Below are 15,911 nucleotides of genomic sequence, written 5' to 3'. Positions count from 1 at the left end.
TCACTCCTCGACCCGACCGGCGCGCAGCAGCGCCACCAGCAAGTACACGAACAACCCTGCCGCCAACAGCAGTGACACCCCATCCAGAACGCTCATCGAAACACTCTCCGTCATACGGCGATTGCCGTGTGCAGGAATTGTCTTCATGAGGGGTGTAAAGGAACGAGACCGAGAGCCGCCGTCGCGCATAAAGAAAGCGTAAAAACGCTCTAAAGCTCACGCCGATCCCTGTGGGAGCCGGCTTGCTGGCGAATGCGGTATGCCATTCACTGCATCGGTGTCTGACACACCGCATTCGCCAGCAAGCCGGCTCCCACGGCCTTTGGCCAGAAGCAGGTCGCGACATAGCAAGTCTCGCGGTTTGAGGCCTGCCGATCGAAACTTGCCTCTTGTAGCTTTCTTGATACATTCAAGACATTGCGCCGACACCTCGCACCATCACCCTTCCGCCCCGCTCGCCAGCGAAGTAGCATGGCGAGGTCGTTCCTCATCCGCGGCCCTCCCCGGCGGCATCACATGGCGGCAGCAACATGCAAACAACCCCTGACAGCAACCCCGCCAACGCGCCGGCCGAAGAGCGTCGCTGGAGCACCCGCGCGCTGATCGTCGATGACGACGTGCCGATTCGCGAGCTGCTGTGCGATTACCTGGCCCGCTTCAACATCCAGAGCACCGGCGTGACCGACGGTAACGCGATGCGTCAGGCCCTGGCCGACGAAACCTATGACGTGGTGGTGCTGGACCTGATGCTGCCCGGCGAAGACGGCCTGTCGCTGTGCCGCTGGCTGCGCAGCACCTCGGACATCCCGATCCTGATGCTGACCGCCCGCTGCGAACCTACCGACCGCATCATCGGCCTGGAACTGGGCGCCGACGACTACATGGCCAAGCCGTTCGAGCCGCGCGAACTGGTGGCCCGCATCCAGACCATCCTGCGCCGCGTGCGTGACGACCGCACCGAAGAGCGCACCACTCTGCGCTTCGACAACTGGCGCCTGAACAGCGTGCTGCGCCAGCTGACCGCGCCCGACGGCCTGGTGGTGCCGCTGTCCAACGCCGAATTCCGCCTGCTGCGCGTGTTCCTCGAACGCCCGCGCCGGGTCCTGAACCGCGAACAATTGCTCGACGCCGCCCGCGGGCGCTCCATCGAAGCCTTCGACCGCAGCATCGACCTGCTGGTCTCGCGCCTGCGCCAGAAACTGGGTGACGATCCCAAGTCCCCGCAACTGATCAAGACCGTACGTGGCGAAGGCTATATGTTCGACGCCAGGGATATTGGTTGATCCGCTCGGCCGACACCCTCTTCGCCCGCCTGTTCGGCGGCGCGCTGCTGGCCATTGTGCTGGCCCACCTGTTGGCGTTCGTCTGGTTTCACTACTACGGACCGAAAATGCCGCCTCCGCCTGCCTACGAGCAGCGCCAGGAAGCGACCCGACCTGCGCCTGGAGCGCAGCATCAAGCGGATGACTCGTTGTCCGACATCGCGATGGACGCCCTGCGTCCGCCGCCACCGCCGCCGGGGCGCCCGCCGATGCTGGGCATTCCGGTGATTCCGCTGCTGTTCCAGCTGATCAGCCTGGTGATCGCCGCCTGGTTCGGCGCCAAGGCCCTGAGCCGGCCGATCAAGCGCATGAGCGATGCCGCCGAGCGCCTGAGCGAAAACCTCGACAGCCAGCCGCTGATCGTCGACGGCCCACGTGAAGCGCGCCAGGCGGCGCTGACCTTCAACCTGATGCAGGAGCGCATTCGCGAACAGGTGCAGCAACGCGGGCGCATGCTGGCGGCGGTCTCCCATGACCTGCGCACGCCGCTGGCGCGGCTGAAGCTGCGGGTCGAACAGATCGAGGAGCCCAAGCTGCACGGGCAGATGACCCAGGATCTGAACGACATGATCGCCATGCTCGACGCCACCCTGACCTACCTGAACGAGCAGCGCACCAGTGAAGCCCTGCAATATTTCGACGTGCAGGCGCTGATCGAATCGCTGACCGAAAACGCCCAGGACAACGGCGACGACGTACAAGCAAGTGGCAGTTGCCGCCCGTTCAAATCCCAACCCATGGCCCTGCGCTCCTGCCTGCACAACCTGATCGACAACGCCCTGCGTTATGCAGGACACGCGCGTGTGGTGATGGAAGACTCCAGCGAGCGCCTGCTGGTGCGGGTGATCGACACCGGCCCCGGCATCCCGGAAAACCTGCGCGAGGCGGTGTTCGAGCCGTTTTATCGGGTCGAAGGTTCACGCAACCGCAATTCCGGCGGCGTCGGCATCGGCATGACCATCGCCCGCGAAGCCGCCCGACGCATGGGCGGCGATCTGCGCCTGGAAGAAACCCCGGGCGGCGGGTTGACCGCCGTGCTCGATTTGCCCCGGGTCTGAGCCCAGCCTGTTCGTCCCGTCACACCGCGCATCGCAGACGCCGCCCATTTCTGTGGGAGTGAGCTTGCTCACGAAACGGCCGGTCAATACGCCGAATTTCCTGCCCAAGGTAATGCGCTTTCGTGAGCAAGCTCACTCCCACAGAGGTGTCAGGCTTCAAGGTATCGATAAGGATCAGATGCCCCGGCCGACGCGTAAGCCCCGCGTTACACAATCCACATACGCTGGACACCCTCAGCCCCGAGGCTGCACAAGCCGGTAAACCGAGCCGGCTCTACTCATCCGAAAGGAGGCAGTCCGATGATCTCAGGCATCAGCTCCAGCAGCAGTTACACCGGCTATTCCAGCACCAGCAGCACCAGCGCCACCGGCAACAGCAAGAAGTTTGCCGAGGACCTGCTCAAGAAACTCGACACCAATGGCGACGGCAGCATCGACAAGGACGAGCTGAGCTCGGCCTTGTCTTCCGACGCCAAGGACGGCATCACCGTCAGCCTGAGCAAGGCGTTCGGCGATCTGGACAGCAACGACGATGACAGCCTGGACGCCGACGAACTGGCCGCCATGACCCCACCGCCGCCACCGCCCATTCAGATGGACGCAGGCTCGGCCGCCGACGAGGCGCAGGACCTGCTCAGCGCGCTGGACACCGACGGCGATGGCAGCGTCAGCAGCGACGAACTGACCGCAGCCCTCAGCAGCACCGACAGCAGCGCCGACAGCACAAAAGTGTTCGATGCGCTGGACACCAACAAGGACGGCACCGTCAGCCTCGACGAACTGACCGCCAGCCTGCAGACCCAGCAGCCGCCTCCACCGCCACCGTCGTCGACCCAGAGCGCCAGTGATCTGTTCAGCAGCCTGGACGCCGATAGCGACGGCAGCATCACCGAGTCGGAACTGACCTCGGCGCTGCAGGCCAGCAGCAACAACAGCGACTCGAACACCACCACCCAGGCCACCGAGGCGCTGAACCGCATGGTGGCGGCCATCAGCAACAGTTACAACCTCAACAGCGGCGCAACGGCGGGCAAGTACCTGAGCATTTCCGCCTGACGCAAAAGACCGCCGCCGGGCATGGCCTGACGGCGGTCAAGTATCGCCATCTGCTCTATTTGGGCAGTTGCCTGGCGCGGCTGTCGGCGACCCAGTCCAGCAGCAGGCTGTAGGCCACCGCCAGCAAGGTCGGGCCGATGAACAGGCCGATGAAGCCGAAGGCCAGCAAGCCGCCGAACACCCCCAGCAGCACGATCACCAGCGGCAGGTTGCCGCCGCGGCTGATCAGGTAGGGCTTGAGCACGTTGTCCACGCCGCTGACGATGAACGTGCCCCACAGGCCGAGAAACACCGCCATTCCGTATTCGCCCTTCCAGGCCAGCCACGCCGTGGCCGGAATCCAGATCAGCGGCGGGCCCATGGGCACCAGGCTGAGCAGGAAGGTGCCGATCCCCAGCACCAGCGCCCCCGGCACACCGGCGATGAGAAAACCGATCAGTGCCAGGATCGCCTGGGCCGCTGCCGTGCCGATCACCCCGTTGACCACCCGCTGCACCGTACCGGCGACCAGATCGACGTAGTACTGCGCCTTGTCGCCGATCAGCCGTTCCAGCAGGCTGAGCACGAAGGCCGCGAGCCTGGGCCCGTCGCGATAGAAGAAAAACACGAACACCAGACTCAACGTCAGCTCCAGCATGCCGCCGCCGATCTGTGCGCTGCGGGCCAGCAGCCAGTTGCCGACCTGCCCCAGATAGGGTCGCACGCTGGCCAGCATCGCCGCGCCCTGCTGATCGATCGTCGTCCAGTAGCCCACCAGCCGGCCGCCGACGAACGGGATGCTGCCCAACCAGCTCGGCGGGTCGGGCAACCCGTCCACCTGCACATCGCGGACGAACGCCGTGGCGTCGCGCACGTGATCGGCCAGGTTGAAACCCAGCCAGACCAGCGGCGCCAGCACCAGCACCATCCAGCCCACGGTCAGGATGCTCGCAGCCAGTGATTCGCGGCCGTTCAGCGCGCGGGTCAACAGGCGCATCAGCGGCCAGCTGGCAAAGGCCAGCACCGCTCCCCAGAACAGCGCCGACCAGAACGGCGCCATTACCCACAAGCAGGCACCCAGCAGGGCCAGCAGGAGAATCTGCACCAACAGGCGGTCGTTATTGAGCATCGGTCAGTCCGCAGCAAAGAAGTCGAGAAGGTTCAAGCACGAGGGCGAACCCGCAGGCTCGCCCAGGCATGAGTCGCAACGCCAAGCATAGAGCCTGGATCAGCGAATGAGTTCGATGGCCAGCCCACGGGTTTGCGTGCTGCCGACCTCAAGGCGCGCGGCACGCACGCCGGCGTTGACCAGCGCCTGACGCCAGGCCTCGCTCTGCGCACCGGACAGCGTCACCCGCAGCGTGCTGTCCAGATTCAGCCCGCGCGACAACAAGGTGATCCAGGGCTGCGCCGGTTCGCCGCCGAGCATGGGCAAGTCCAGGTCGCCACTGGTTTTCAGCTCACGCAGCAAGGTGGCGGACGTGGGCAGCAGCTCACCCAGCGGCGCGTTGGCCTGGAACTGCTCGACGTGCAACAGCGCCCGGCGATTGCCGCGGGTGATGCTGTACAGCGCCACCAGCGTGTCGTTGGCAGGTTCGGCCAGGCGCAACAGCAGATAGGCCTGTCCGTTGTCGGCGCCATACAGGCGGGCGTTGCCGAACACTTCATTGGCCCACAGGCTGCTTTCGCCACAATCGCGGGCCTGGCACCAGAACAACAATTGCGCGCCCTGCTTTTGCAGCGCTTCGCGGGCGGCGGTGAAGGCCTCGTCGGCGGAACGCTCGGGTGGCAGTTGGTAGGTCACGGACGCAGCATTGCCGCGGGCCGCCACCTGGCCGTCGAAACGCAGCTGGCCGCTGATCTTGCGGATCGAGCCCATGGGGTAGATGCGTTCGAGTTCGGCGCCGGGTTTGTAATCGATGATTTCGGCATCCACCGGACGCGGGACGATGGAGAAATCCTGACTGCCCGCCACGTCGGCGGCGTGGCTGACGCTGGCAGCGCCGCTCAGGCACAGCAGCAGACCGAACGCACGGGCAATGCGCAAAGGCCGGTTCATGGGGCGTTCTTCGGCGGGCAGACAAAGACCGCAGCGGCGTGCGGTCTGTGCAAAGGCGGGCAAGCGGGGTTCGAGCGGTGGTCCATCCGGCAGTCTCCTGTTTCAACCCGCTCAGCCTCGGCAGTTGCGCCGCGCAAGTCAAGAAACGGCGAAGAACCGATTGAAACAGTCTGCAACAGCGTGTGTACCGGCCTCGTCATTCAGGTGCAGATGGTGCCCGCCCGGCAGGAGCGTCACCTCGAACGGCACGCTGGCCAGCAGCTCCTTGTTCTGCGCGAGCATGCCCTCCTCGGCCACCACCAGGTGCGCCGGGCAGCGCACGGCATTGACGAACGACATGGCCTGGGCGCGGGTCAGGCGGGTCGGCGAGGCCAGGGTCAGGCGGCTGTCGCTGCGCCAGGTATAGCCGCCGGGCACCGGCATCAGGCCGCGCTGGGCCAAGAGTTCCGCCGCCTCGCGACTGACCGCGACCATGCCGCGCATGCGCGCCTGCACGGCGCGGTCCATGTCCGGATACACCGGCTTACGCTTGTCGAACTGGCTCAGTTGCGCCTGCAGTGCAGCGCCCATGCGCTCGGCGGCGGCCTCAGGCTCGCCCAGCGGCGGAATCAGGCCGTCGATCAGCGCCAGCCGGTTGATGCGCTCGGGCACGGCACCGGCGAGGATCACCGAGACGATCGCCCCCAGTGAATGCCCGAGCAGGGAAAACTTCTCCCAGCCCATCTGCTGCGCCACTTGCAGCACGTCGTGGGCGTAATCGGGCAAGCCATATCCGGCGCCCGGCGGGCGATGATCGGAATGCCCGTGCCCGGCCATGTCCAGCGCCAGAATGCGCAGGCCGCCCAGCCTGGGCGCCAGCCGGACAAAGCTGTTGGCGTTGTCCAGCCAGCCGTGCAAGGCGATCACCGGCAGGCCATCCTCGGGGCCGAATAGATGCGCGGCCAGTTCGATGTGCGGCAGGCTCAAGCGGATTTCTTCGACCGAACAACTCATGCGCGCGCTCGCTGGCTGCCCTGATGATCGTTGGCACTCCGGGCCCTGGCGGCCCAGCGGGAAAACAGGTTCTTGAGCATCTGCGCGGTGTCCTCGGGGTGTTCGAGCGGGAACATGTGCCCGCCCGGTACCGAAAGATACTCGCCTTCGCGCATGCTTTTCACCGACATCGCATGATGGCGGCGCACCACATCGCTGTGCTCGCCGCGCACCATGGCCAGCGGAACCCGCAGATGACGGGCCATGCCGGGGCTGGTGTGGGGCACGCTACGGTAGATGCTGATTTCGGTGGCCGGGTCGAAACGCAGGCGCAGTTGCTCGCCATCGGCTTGCAGGCCGTGCAGCAGATAGGCTTCGAAGCATTCAGGATCGAAACGACGGAACAGGCTCTTGCCGGAAAAATAGTGCCGGGCAGCGTCCAGATCACTGAACACTTCGCGACGCCCCAGGGTGCGCCCCGCCGGCGTGATGCGGTCGATAAAACCGAAGCGCTTGGCCGCGCGGATCATCCATTGATCGAAGCGCGTGAGCACTGGCGAATCGAGCATCACCACGCCGCGGTACAGCTCCGGATGGCGCAGCGCCGCGTGATAGTGCAGCACGCCACCCAGAGAATGCCCCACGCCCCAGACCGGCGCGGGCTGCTGACTCAGGTGATGAATCAGCTCATCGACCAGATTGGGCCAGTTGTCGGTCACCGGAAAACGCGGATCGTGGGCGTGCTGGCCCAGGTGGACGATTTCGTACTCATCACCCAGCGCGGCGAACAACTTGCCGTAGGTGGCCGAAGGAAAGCCATTGGCGTGAGCGAAAAAAACGGGTTGGGTCATGCCGGTGCATCCAGAAACCTTGATCAGGCCTCAATTGTGCGCACCGGGCCTGGGCAGCGGCAATGACCGGAAATGCCATCGGGGATGACACTCCGGTCACCCTGTAAAAGCCGGGATCAACGCGCTGGCGGCTGCTCACCATGGGGCACGACCGCGACGGTCAGGCGGGAAATGCAGCTGGCCTTGCCGTCGTCGCTGGTCAGGCGGATGTCCCAGACGTGTGTGGTGCGGCCGATGTGCACCGGGTGCGCCACCGCCGTCACCCGCCCGCTGCGCAGGCCGCGCAAATGGTTGGCGTTGACTTCGATACCGACGCAGAAGTACTTGCTGGTGTCGATGGCCAGGTAGCTGGCACTCGAACCCACGGTCTCGGCCAGCACCACCGAGGCGCCGCCATGGAGCAGGCCGTAGGGCTGATGGGTGCGATGATCGACGGCCATGCTGGCGGTCAGGGAGTTGTCGTCGAAGGACTCGAAGCGGATATCCAGCAGCTCACCGATGGTGTTTTTCTGCATGGCGTTGAGGGCTTCGAGGTTGGGGGTTTCGCGCCACAGGCTCATTTTTTCGTCCTTGTTGTTAGAGAGTCGGATTGGAGTTCGATGGGTCATTGTAGGAGCGCGCTTGCCCGCGATGGCGTGGTGTCAGGCAACATATCTGTCGCAGATAGATCGCAATCGCGGGCAAGCGCGCTCCTACACCGTTCTAAGGGGAGGCTCACCCGCAATGCCGCACCCCGATCAGGCTCATCGCCCCGGCCAGCGGGAAATCGCCTTCAAGCTCGGCAAGGCTTGCGGTGTGCATCGGCTGGGCCTGTTGCAGATTGCCGTGCACCGCAAGGCCGATCAGCGTGCCCACCAGCGGCTGATGGCTGACCAGCAGTACATCGTCCGCGGCGTAGAGGTCCAGGTTGTCCAGCACCTTGCGCGGGTCGCTGTCCGGGGTCAGCCAAGGCACGGTGACCACCGATTCGGCAAAGCCCAGCGCCTGACGCACCAGCTCTGCAGTCTGCTGCGCCCGCACGTAGGGGCTGGCGATGATGAAACGCAACGGCTGGCCCAACAGGTGCGCCGCGCTGGCGAGTACTTCCTGGCGACCGTTGTCGGTCAGCTCGCGCTCGGCGTCGGTGCGCGCGCGGTTCTGGGCTTCACCGTGACGCAGAATCCACAACTTCATAGCTTCGGTTCCTCGTCGCGCACCGGGTGCTCGGTCGCAGGCACCGAGTGCGGCGCTTCGCCTTCTGGCGCGCGCGGCGTCGGCCAGTCACCAAACGGCCAGGGCTTCTGGTCGGTGTGAAAGGTGCCGAAACGGCCGATCTGTGCCAGGAACTGGCTCAGGCTGTCACCGAACGACATCAGGCTCAGGCTCGGCGCGCCGTAGAACAGGCGGTAGGCCAGTTGCACCAGCACCACCACCGCCAGGACGATTTCCGCGACCTGCCAGATCACCAGGAACACCAGCATCCAGAGGATGCGCAGCAGGATCGATTCGTGTTGCTTGATTTTGGACTCGTTCAAGAGCGTCTCCCGGATCTGGAATCAGTTGAAATCGCTGGTGGAAATGAAGTCGACGTCGGTCTTCGGTTCGGCGCGCATCAGCAGTTCGATGACCTGCTCCAGCGTGCGGCCTTCGAACAGGATCGCATGCAGCCCGGCCACCAACGGCATGTAGACCTGCGCTTCCTGGGCGCGAGCCTTGAGCACCTTGAGCGTGTTGACGCCTTCGGCGACCTCGCCCAGACGGGTCACCGCCTCGTCCAGGCTCAGGCCCTGGCCCAGGGCAAAACCGACCTGATAGTTGCGGCTCTTGGGCGAGGAACAGGTGACGATCAGATCGCCCACTCCGGCCAGGCCCAGGAAGGTCATCGGGTTGGCGCCCTGGCTGACCGCGAAGCGGGTCATTTCCGCCAGGGCGCGGGTGATCAGCATGCTCTTGGTGTTCTCGCCCATGCCCAGCGCCACTGCCATGCCGGAGATGATCGCGTAGACGTTCTTCAGCGCCCCGCCCAGCTCCACGCCGAAGCGGTCGGCGCTGGCGTAGACACGGAAGGTGCGCCCGTGCAGCACGCTCTGCACATGCTGGCACAGCGCTTCGTCTTCGCTGGCCACCACCGTGGCGGTCAGCGCGTGTTCGGCGATTTCCCGCGCCAGGTTAGGCCCGGAAAGCACGCCGATGCGCGCCTTGGGGGCGATGTCTTCGAGGATCTCGCTCATCAGCTTGAAGGTCTGGGCTTCGATGCCCTTGGTCAGGCTCACCAGCATCTTGCCGGTCAGCAACTCGACATGGGGCGTCAGAACGCTGCGCAGGGCACTGGACGGCAAGGCGACGAAAACCAGTTGGCTCGCGCTCAATGCCTGTTGCAGGTCGGTGACCGGCTCGACCCCGTCCAGCACCTTGATGCCCTTGAGGTAACGCGGGTTCTCGCGATTGACGCGGATGGCCTCGGCCTGTTCGGGGTCACGCATCCACTGCAACACGCGGTGACCATTCTGCGCCAGCAGGTTGGCCACGGCGGTTCCGAAGCTGCCGCCACCCAGCACTGCGATCGGTTGCTGTTGGGTCATAAAACAATCCATCTAGAGCCATCAGAACTGGCGATGGCAGCATTATACGGAGCGCCGTGCTCGCCACCAGCGGGAAAACACGACCGTGAATGCATCAAGGCCAAACCCTACCTTTCACAAGGAAATGCCCTACGACTCGGTTAAGATGCGCGCCCCAGATGAAAATTCCGCGGCGCCGCCCATGAGCTATCGTTAGCACGCTTGCTGACGAGACTGTGCTCGATGAAACCGGCCTTGCCCCCACACTGGCGAACGAATCACCCATGACGACCGGAATCATGCCATGACGGCACAACGTTGCTGGAACATCAGCACACGCACCCAGATCCTCAGCCTGGGCCCCGCCCTGCTGCTGACACTGCTGCTGATCAGCTTTTTTACCGTGGTGCGCATCCAGGACCTGCGCCAGGAGCTGACCCATACCGGCCAACTGATCGCCAACCAGCTGGCTCCAGCCTCCGAATACGGCGTGATCGTGGGCAACGACGACGTGCTGGAGCGGCTGATGAAAGCCACCATGAGCACGCCCCACGTGCGCTTCCTCGAAGTACAGGACAGCAACGGCACGGTGCTGGTGCATGTCGAGCAACCCGTCGAGGCCGGCCATGCCCGGCAGATCGAGGTGTTCCAGGCGCCCATCCGCCTGCAGCAGGTCAACCCCAAGGACACGCCTGAACAGGACATCGACGATCTCGCCAGCGTCCCGGTCGAGGACTATCTGGGCCGCGTGCTGGTGGGCATGTCCAGCGAGGCCTTCAACCTGCGCGAGCAGGAAATCCTGCTCAAGGCCGGCATCCTCGCTCTCTTCGCCCTGCTGTTTACCTACATTCTGGCGCGGCGCCTGTCCTTGAGCCTGTCCCAGCCGATCAGCGCCATGAGCGATGCGGTCAAGGCCATCCAGCATGGCGACTACACAGTGCCGCTGCCGGTGGCGGACGACGCGGAACTGGGTGACCTGGCGCGGCACATCAACAACCTGGCGCTGGGGCTGGAGAAAGCCAGCCGCGAACAGAAAAAGGCCATGGACGAGCTGATCCGCACCCGGGAAGAAGCCGAGCGCGCCAACAGCGCCAAGTCGGAATTCCTGGCGATGATGAGCCACGAACTGCGCACGCCGATGAATGGCGTACTGGGCATGCTGCAGTTGATGGAAACCACCAAAATGACCGAGGAACAGGCCGAATATGCGGCGCTGGCCAGCGAGTCCACCGGGCATCTGCTGCGGGTCATCAACGATATTCTCGACTTCTCGCGCTTCGAGCGGGATGCGATGGAGCTTGAGAACATTGCCTTCAACCTCGCCGAGCTGATTTCCACCTCGGTCCAGGCCTTTGCCCACAACGCGCAACAGCGTGGTCTGACGCTGGAAGTCGATTTAACGCCGGGGCTGGAGCTGCTGCGGGTCAAGGGCGACCCGACGCGCATCCGGCAGATTCTGGTCAACCTGATCGGCAACGCGCTGAAATTCACCGAGTTCGGCAGCGTGCGGGTCGAAACCACCTGGCAGCAGCAGGACGCCCAGCAGATTCTGTTCACCTGTGCGGTGCGCGACAGCGGCATCGGCATTTCGCCGGATCTGGTGGAATCGATGTTCGACGCGTTTCAGCAGGCCGACAATTCCATTTCCAGACGTTACGGCGGCACCGGCCTGGGCCTGCCCATCGCGCGCAATCTGGCCGAGCGCATGGGCGGAACCCTCAATGCCCAGAGCAGCGAGGGGCTGGGCTCGGTGTTCACGCTGCAAATCCCGCTGCAAGTGATGCAGCAGGAAGAACCCAAGCCACAGCCGGGCGCAGTGGGCGAATTGTCGCAGGAGCGCGAAGGCTGCGTGCTGCTGGTGGAGGACAACCCGGTCAACCGCACAGTGGTCGAAGCCATGCTGCGCAGCCTCGGATTGCAGGTGAGCGTGGCCGGTGATGGCGCCGAAGCGGTCAGCATGGCCAGCAAGGAAAAATTCGCGCTGGTGCTGATGGACTGCCGCCTGCCGGTCATGGACGGCTATGAAGCGACCCGCAGAATCCGCCAGTTGCCGGGGCTCGATACCCTGCCCATCGTCGCGCTGACCGCCAACGCCCGCCACGGGGACCGGGAAATCTGCCTGCAGGCGGGGATGAATGACTACCTGGCCAAACCCTTCAAACGCACTGATCTGCAGCAGGTTTTGCAGCGCTGGCTGACCTTTAAGCCATCTGTGACTGGCGATAAATGATAAATTGCGGCAGTCTTGTGTGCCGTGATCGATCCGCAGATGCGTGCGAACGGACAATTTCAGTGCACAGGTGTGCATTCATTTCGCCTGTGCTGTGACTTTCATTACAACGCAATAGTCTATGAGTAGGCTGCCAGCCGAGGGATGACCCGCTGGTCAGAGGTACGTATGCCGCACAGGATTATCGAGGAGCTCGCATGACCAAACAAAACGCCTTTACCCGGGAAGATCTGTTGCGCTGCAGTCGCGGCGAGCTGTTCGGCCCAGGTAATGCGCAACTGCCCGCCCCCAACATGCTGATGATCGACCGGATCGTCAAAATCAGCGAAGAAGGCGGCAAGTACAACAAAGGTGAATTGGTCGCCGAGCTGGATATCACCCCGGACCTGTGGTTCTTCGGCTGCCATTTCGAAGACGATCCGGTGATGCCGGGCTGCCTGGGCCTGGATGCGATGTGGCAACTGGTCGGTTTCTTCCTGGGCTGGCAAGGCCTGCCGGGCCGCGGCCGTGCGCTGGGTTCGGGCGAAGTCAAATTCTTCGGCCAGGTCCTGCCGACCGCCAAGAAGGTCACCTACAACATTCATATCAAGCGCGTCCTCAAGGGCAAGCTGAACCTGGCCATTGCCGACGGTTCGGTCACCGTGGACGGTCGCGAAATCTACACCGCCGAAGGCCTTCGCGTCGGCGTGTTCACCTCCACTGACGATTTCTAAGGGTATTCGCATGCGCCGCGTCGTTATCACGGGTCTAGGCATTGTTTCCTGCTTGGGCAATGACAAAGAGACCGTCTCCGAAAACCTGCGTAAGAGCCGCCCTGGTATCCGCTTCAATCCGGAATACAAGGAAATGGGCCTGCGCAGCCAGGTTTCCGGCTCCATCGACCTGAACCTCGAAGAGCTGATCGACCGCAAGATCTACCGCTTCGTCGGTCACGCTGCTGCCTACGCCTATCTGGCGATGCAGGACGCAGTCAAGGACTCGGGCCTGACCGAAGAGCAGGTGTCCAACCCGCGCACCGGCCTGATCGCCGGCTCCGGCGGCGCTTCGACCCTGAACCAGATGGAAGCGCTGGACATCCTGCGCGAGAAAGGCGTCAAGCGTGTTGGCCCATACCGCGTGACCCGCACCATGAGCAGCACCGTGTCGGCGTGCCTGGCCACCCCGTTCAAGATCAAGGGCCTGAACTACTCCATCGCTTCGGCTTGCGCCACCAGTGCCCACTGCATCGGTACCGCCATGGAACAGATCCAGATGGGCAAGCAGGACGTCGTGTTCGCCGGCGGCGGTGAAGAAGAGCACTGGAGCCAGTCGTTCCTGTTCGACGCCATGGGCGCCCTGTCCAGCAAGCGCAACGACAGCCCTGAAAAGGCTTCCCGTGCCTACGACAACGACCGTGATGGCTTCGTCATCGCCGGTGGTGGCGGCATGGTCGTGGTCGAGGAACTGGAGCACGCTCTGGCCCGCGGCGCGAAGATCTACGCGGAACTGGTCGGCTACGGCGCCACTTCCGACGGCTACGACATGGTCGCGCCAAGCGGCGAAGGCGCCATCCGCTGCATGCAGCAGGCGCTGTCCACCGTCGACGGCAAGATCGACTACCTGAACACCCACGGCACCTCGACCCCGGTCGGCGACGTCGCGGAAATGAAAGGCGTGCGTGAAGTGTTCGGCGCCGACGCGCCGGCGATCAGCTCCACCAAGAGCCTGTCGGGTCACTCCCTGGGCGCCGCCGGCGTTCACGAAGCGATCTATTGCATGCTGATGATGGAAGGCAACTTCATGGCAGGTTCGGCGAACATCGACGAACTGGACCCGGAAGTGGCGGATCTGCCGATCCTGACCCAGACTCGCGAAAACACCGAGCTCAACCTGGTCATGAGCAACAGCTTCGGCTTCGGCGGCACCAACGCCACCCTGGTAATGAAGCGCTGGACCGGCAAGTAATACGGTCCTGGCGGTAAAGAAAAGGCGCTCTTCGGAGCGCCTTTTTTTATCTGTGGGTTTTGCCGCCCCGTAGCAGCACTGCCGTCACACCGAAAACGCCGCCACCATCCCGTTCAGATCGTTCGCCAGGCGCGACAGATCCTGACTGGCCGCGCTGGTCTGGTTGGCCCCTGCCGAACTCTGCAGGGCCAGATCGCGGATATTGGTGATGTTGCGGTCGACCTCACGGGCCACCTGCGCCTGCTGCTCGGAGGCGCTGGCGATGACTGTGTTGCGTTCGGTAATGACGGTGATCGCGGTCGCGATCTCGTCCAGCGCCACGCCGGCCGATTGCGCCAGCTCCAGGGTCGAACGGGCTCGGGTGTTACTGCCCTGCATCGCAGCCACCGCTTGGTCGGTGCCCTGGCGGATGTCGCCCACCAGCGTTTCGATTTCCTGGGTCGACGACTGGGTGCGATGGGCCAGTGCCCTCACTTCATCGGCCACCACCGCGAAACCGCGCCCCGCCTCCCCTGCCCGCGCCGCCTCGATCGCCGCATTGAGCGCCAGCAGGTTGGTCTGCTCGGCCACCGAGCGGATCACATCCAGCACCTTGCTGATGCCGTACACCTTTTGCGCCAGGGTTTCCACCTGATCGCCCGTGCGGGTGACGTCCTGCGCCAGGTGATCGATCGAAGCGACCGTCTCCTGAACCTGTTGCCGCCCGCGCTGGGCGATGCGCTCGGACTCATCGGATGCCTGGGAAGTGGCCACGGCATTGCGCGCCACCTCCTCCACCGCCACGGTCATCTGATTGATCGCCGTGGCCGCCTGATCGATCTCCAGGCTCTGCTGGTGCAGGCCGCGGGTGGAGTCCTCGGTCACCGTGCTCAACTCTTCGGAAGCCGACGCCAGTTGGTTCGACGAGTCGGAAATGCGCAGGATGGTGTTGCGCAGGCTCAACTGCATCGCCTTGAGCGCCTCCAGCAGCCGCGCCGGCTCATCGCGCCCTTGCACCTTGATATCGGCGGTCAGGTCTCCCGAGGCAATCACCTGGGCGATGCCCAGCGCCTGGGCCAGCGGCTGAAGGATGCTGCGGATCAAGCCCCAGGCCAGCGCCAAGGTAATCAACGCGGTGAGCACCATCATGGTCGCGACCCAGCCCTGCGCACTGCCAAACACCTTCTTCGCGACATCGGCAGCGTCGTTGGCGCCCTGCTTGTTCAGGGCCGTCAGCGCGTTGAGCGCCTGGGTCATGGTGTCGGCGTACTGATTCATCTCGCCATTGATCACCTGCACCGCGTCATCCACGCGGTTTTCCCGGGACAGCTCCATCACCCGGTTCTGGCGCTGCAAGTACGCTTGCTTGGCAGCCACGAAGCGCTGGTAGAGGTCGCGCTCGCGGGCGACTTCGATCATCGCGGCATAGCGTTGCTCGGCCGACTGCAGTTCGGTCTTGAGCTGCTCGATCTTGTCGTAGTTCTGCTGCAAGGCCGCAGCATCGCGACCGATCATCAGTCGCAGCGTAAGGGTACGGATCCGCATCAGATCCTGCCCTATGGCGCCCAGCTCCATCACGCTGGGCAGCCATTTGTTCTCTACCAGATCCGACTGCTTGCGCATGCTCGACATCTGCATCAGCGCAAACGCGCCCAGTGCGAAGACCAATAATGCCAGCGCGCCGAAACCCAGCCCGGCACGGGGCGCAATATTCATGTTTCTTACGCTCATTATGGGTCCCTCCCCAAAATCCCTGCCTTCGAAGTGTGGCCGGTAATCGCCATCGATATCGGCTGGACGCGCTAGATTCTGTAGGACAATTCCGCGATTTATTTGAGATCAATTCGCAATACCACCGTTCGATGACATTTGTCCGCACAGATGATCCAAACGGTGGTACTGATCGCGCGTATCCTGTTGC

16 protein-coding genes are annotated in these 15,911 nt (G+C 63.9%); 6 read left to right on the top strand and 10 right to left on the bottom strand.

The window, feature by feature from the left end; translation table 11 throughout:
- Positions 1-96 (bottom strand): K(+)-transporting ATPase subunit F, encoded by a 96-nt coding sequence (gene kdpF / locus AC1MEK_RS12900; RefSeq protein WP_037009437.1) that lies wholly within the window; start codon positions 94-96, stop codon positions 1-3.
- Between the two features lie 434 nt (positions 97-530).
- Here kdpF and AC1MEK_RS12895 point away from each other — a divergent pair, with 434 nt between their 5' ends.
- The 3 genes from AC1MEK_RS12895 to xopAW all read left to right on the top strand — a co-directional run bounded on the left by AC1MEK_RS12895 (position 531) and on the right by xopAW (position 3,436).
- The gene (locus tag AC1MEK_RS12895; RefSeq protein WP_480396668.1) at positions 531-1,283 is read left to right on the top strand and encodes a response regulator; all 753 of its coding nucleotides are present in this window, start codon (positions 531-533) and stop codon (positions 1,281-1,283) included.
- On the top strand, positions 1,280-2,380 hold the full coding sequence (locus AC1MEK_RS12890; RefSeq protein WP_480396667.1) for a sensor histidine kinase: 1,101 nt from the start codon (positions 1,280-1,282) through the stop codon (positions 2,378-2,380). Before AC1MEK_RS12895 ends, AC1MEK_RS12890 begins: the two co-directional genes overlap by 4 nt.
- Positions 2,381-2,680: 300 nt before the next feature.
- The gene (xopAW, locus tag AC1MEK_RS12885) at positions 2,681-3,436 is read left to right on the top strand and encodes a XopAW family type III secretion system calcium-binding effector (protein ID WP_480396666.1); all 756 of its coding nucleotides are present in this window, start codon (positions 2,681-2,683) and stop codon (positions 3,434-3,436) included.
- A gap of 55 nt (positions 3,437-3,491) precedes the next feature.
- Here xopAW and AC1MEK_RS12880 read toward each other — a convergent pair whose 3' ends face one another.
- From AC1MEK_RS12880 to AC1MEK_RS12845, 8 genes are all read right to left on the bottom strand, one after another.
- The gene (locus AC1MEK_RS12880) at positions 3,492-4,544 is read right to left on the bottom strand and encodes an AI-2E family transporter (RefSeq protein ID WP_480396665.1); all 1,053 of its coding nucleotides are present in this window, start codon (positions 4,542-4,544) and stop codon (positions 3,492-3,494) included.
- 99 nt (positions 4,545-4,643) lie between these two features.
- A complete protein-coding gene (locus AC1MEK_RS12875; protein ID WP_480396664.1) occupies positions 4,644-5,474 on the bottom strand; it encodes a DUF4892 domain-containing protein in 831 nt (276 codons plus the stop codon).
- A gap of 138 nt (positions 5,475-5,612) precedes the next feature.
- A complete protein-coding gene (locus tag AC1MEK_RS12870; protein WP_480396663.1) occupies positions 5,613-6,467 on the bottom strand; it encodes an alpha/beta hydrolase in 855 nt (284 codons plus the stop codon).
- The gene (locus AC1MEK_RS12865) at positions 6,464-7,297 is read right to left on the bottom strand and encodes an alpha/beta fold hydrolase (protein WP_480396662.1); all 834 of its coding nucleotides are present in this window, start codon (positions 7,295-7,297) and stop codon (positions 6,464-6,466) included. The genes AC1MEK_RS12870 and AC1MEK_RS12865 overlap by 4 nt, the downstream gene beginning before the upstream one ends.
- A gap of 116 nt (positions 7,298-7,413) precedes the next feature.
- The gene (locus AC1MEK_RS12860; RefSeq protein WP_480396661.1) at positions 7,414-7,857 is read right to left on the bottom strand and encodes a hotdog fold thioesterase; all 444 of its coding nucleotides are present in this window, start codon (positions 7,855-7,857) and stop codon (positions 7,414-7,416) included.
- Positions 7,858-8,011: 154 nt separating this feature from the next.
- Entirely contained in the window at positions 8,012-8,470 is a 459-nt protein-coding gene (sixA, locus tag AC1MEK_RS12855) for a phosphohistidine phosphatase SixA (protein ID WP_480396660.1), read from the bottom strand.
- Positions 8,467-8,811, bottom strand: coding sequence for a DUF4389 domain-containing protein (locus AC1MEK_RS12850; RefSeq protein WP_480396659.1), 345 nt, complete (start codon positions 8,809-8,811; stop codon positions 8,467-8,469). Before AC1MEK_RS12850 ends, sixA begins: the two co-directional genes overlap by 4 nt.
- A 21-nt stretch (positions 8,812-8,832) precedes the next feature.
- Positions 8,833-9,858: an NAD(P)H-dependent glycerol-3-phosphate dehydrogenase gene (locus tag AC1MEK_RS12845; RefSeq protein ID WP_480396658.1), complete on the bottom strand. Its 1,026-nt coding sequence runs from the start codon at positions 9,856-9,858 to the stop codon at positions 8,833-8,835.
- Between the two features lie 283 nt (positions 9,859-10,141).
- Between AC1MEK_RS12845 and AC1MEK_RS12840 the strand changes: the two genes are divergently transcribed.
- The 3 genes from AC1MEK_RS12840 to fabB all read left to right on the top strand — a co-directional run bounded on the left by AC1MEK_RS12840 (position 10,142) and on the right by fabB (position 14,011).
- The gene (locus AC1MEK_RS12840; RefSeq protein ID WP_480396657.1) at positions 10,142-12,067 is read left to right on the top strand and encodes a response regulator; all 1,926 of its coding nucleotides are present in this window, start codon (positions 10,142-10,144) and stop codon (positions 12,065-12,067) included.
- 197 nt (positions 12,068-12,264) lie between these two features.
- The gene (fabA, locus tag AC1MEK_RS12835; protein WP_480396656.1) at positions 12,265-12,780 is read left to right on the top strand and encodes a 3-hydroxyacyl-[acyl-carrier-protein] dehydratase FabA; all 516 of its coding nucleotides are present in this window, start codon (positions 12,265-12,267) and stop codon (positions 12,778-12,780) included.
- Positions 12,781-12,790: 10 nt separating this feature from the next.
- Positions 12,791-14,011 carry a beta-ketoacyl-ACP synthase I gene (fabB, locus tag AC1MEK_RS12830; protein ID WP_480396655.1) on the top strand — a complete coding sequence of 407 codons (1,221 nt, stop codon included), beginning with the start codon at positions 12,791-12,793 and terminating at the stop codon, positions 14,009-14,011.
- An 84-nt stretch (positions 14,012-14,095) separates the two neighbouring features.
- On the opposite strand, the gene AC1MEK_RS12825 is transcribed toward fabB, so the two are convergent.
- The gene (locus AC1MEK_RS12825) at positions 14,096-15,721 is read right to left on the bottom strand and encodes a methyl-accepting chemotaxis protein (protein ID WP_480396654.1); all 1,626 of its coding nucleotides are present in this window, start codon (positions 15,719-15,721) and stop codon (positions 14,096-14,098) included.
- Positions 15,722-15,911 lie beyond the last annotated feature (190 nt).

Source organism: Pseudomonas sp. 2 (assembly GCF_056627435.1).
The sequence above is the reverse complement of the archived record's forward strand: the minus strand, read 5'-3'. Positions and strand labels throughout refer to the sequence as shown.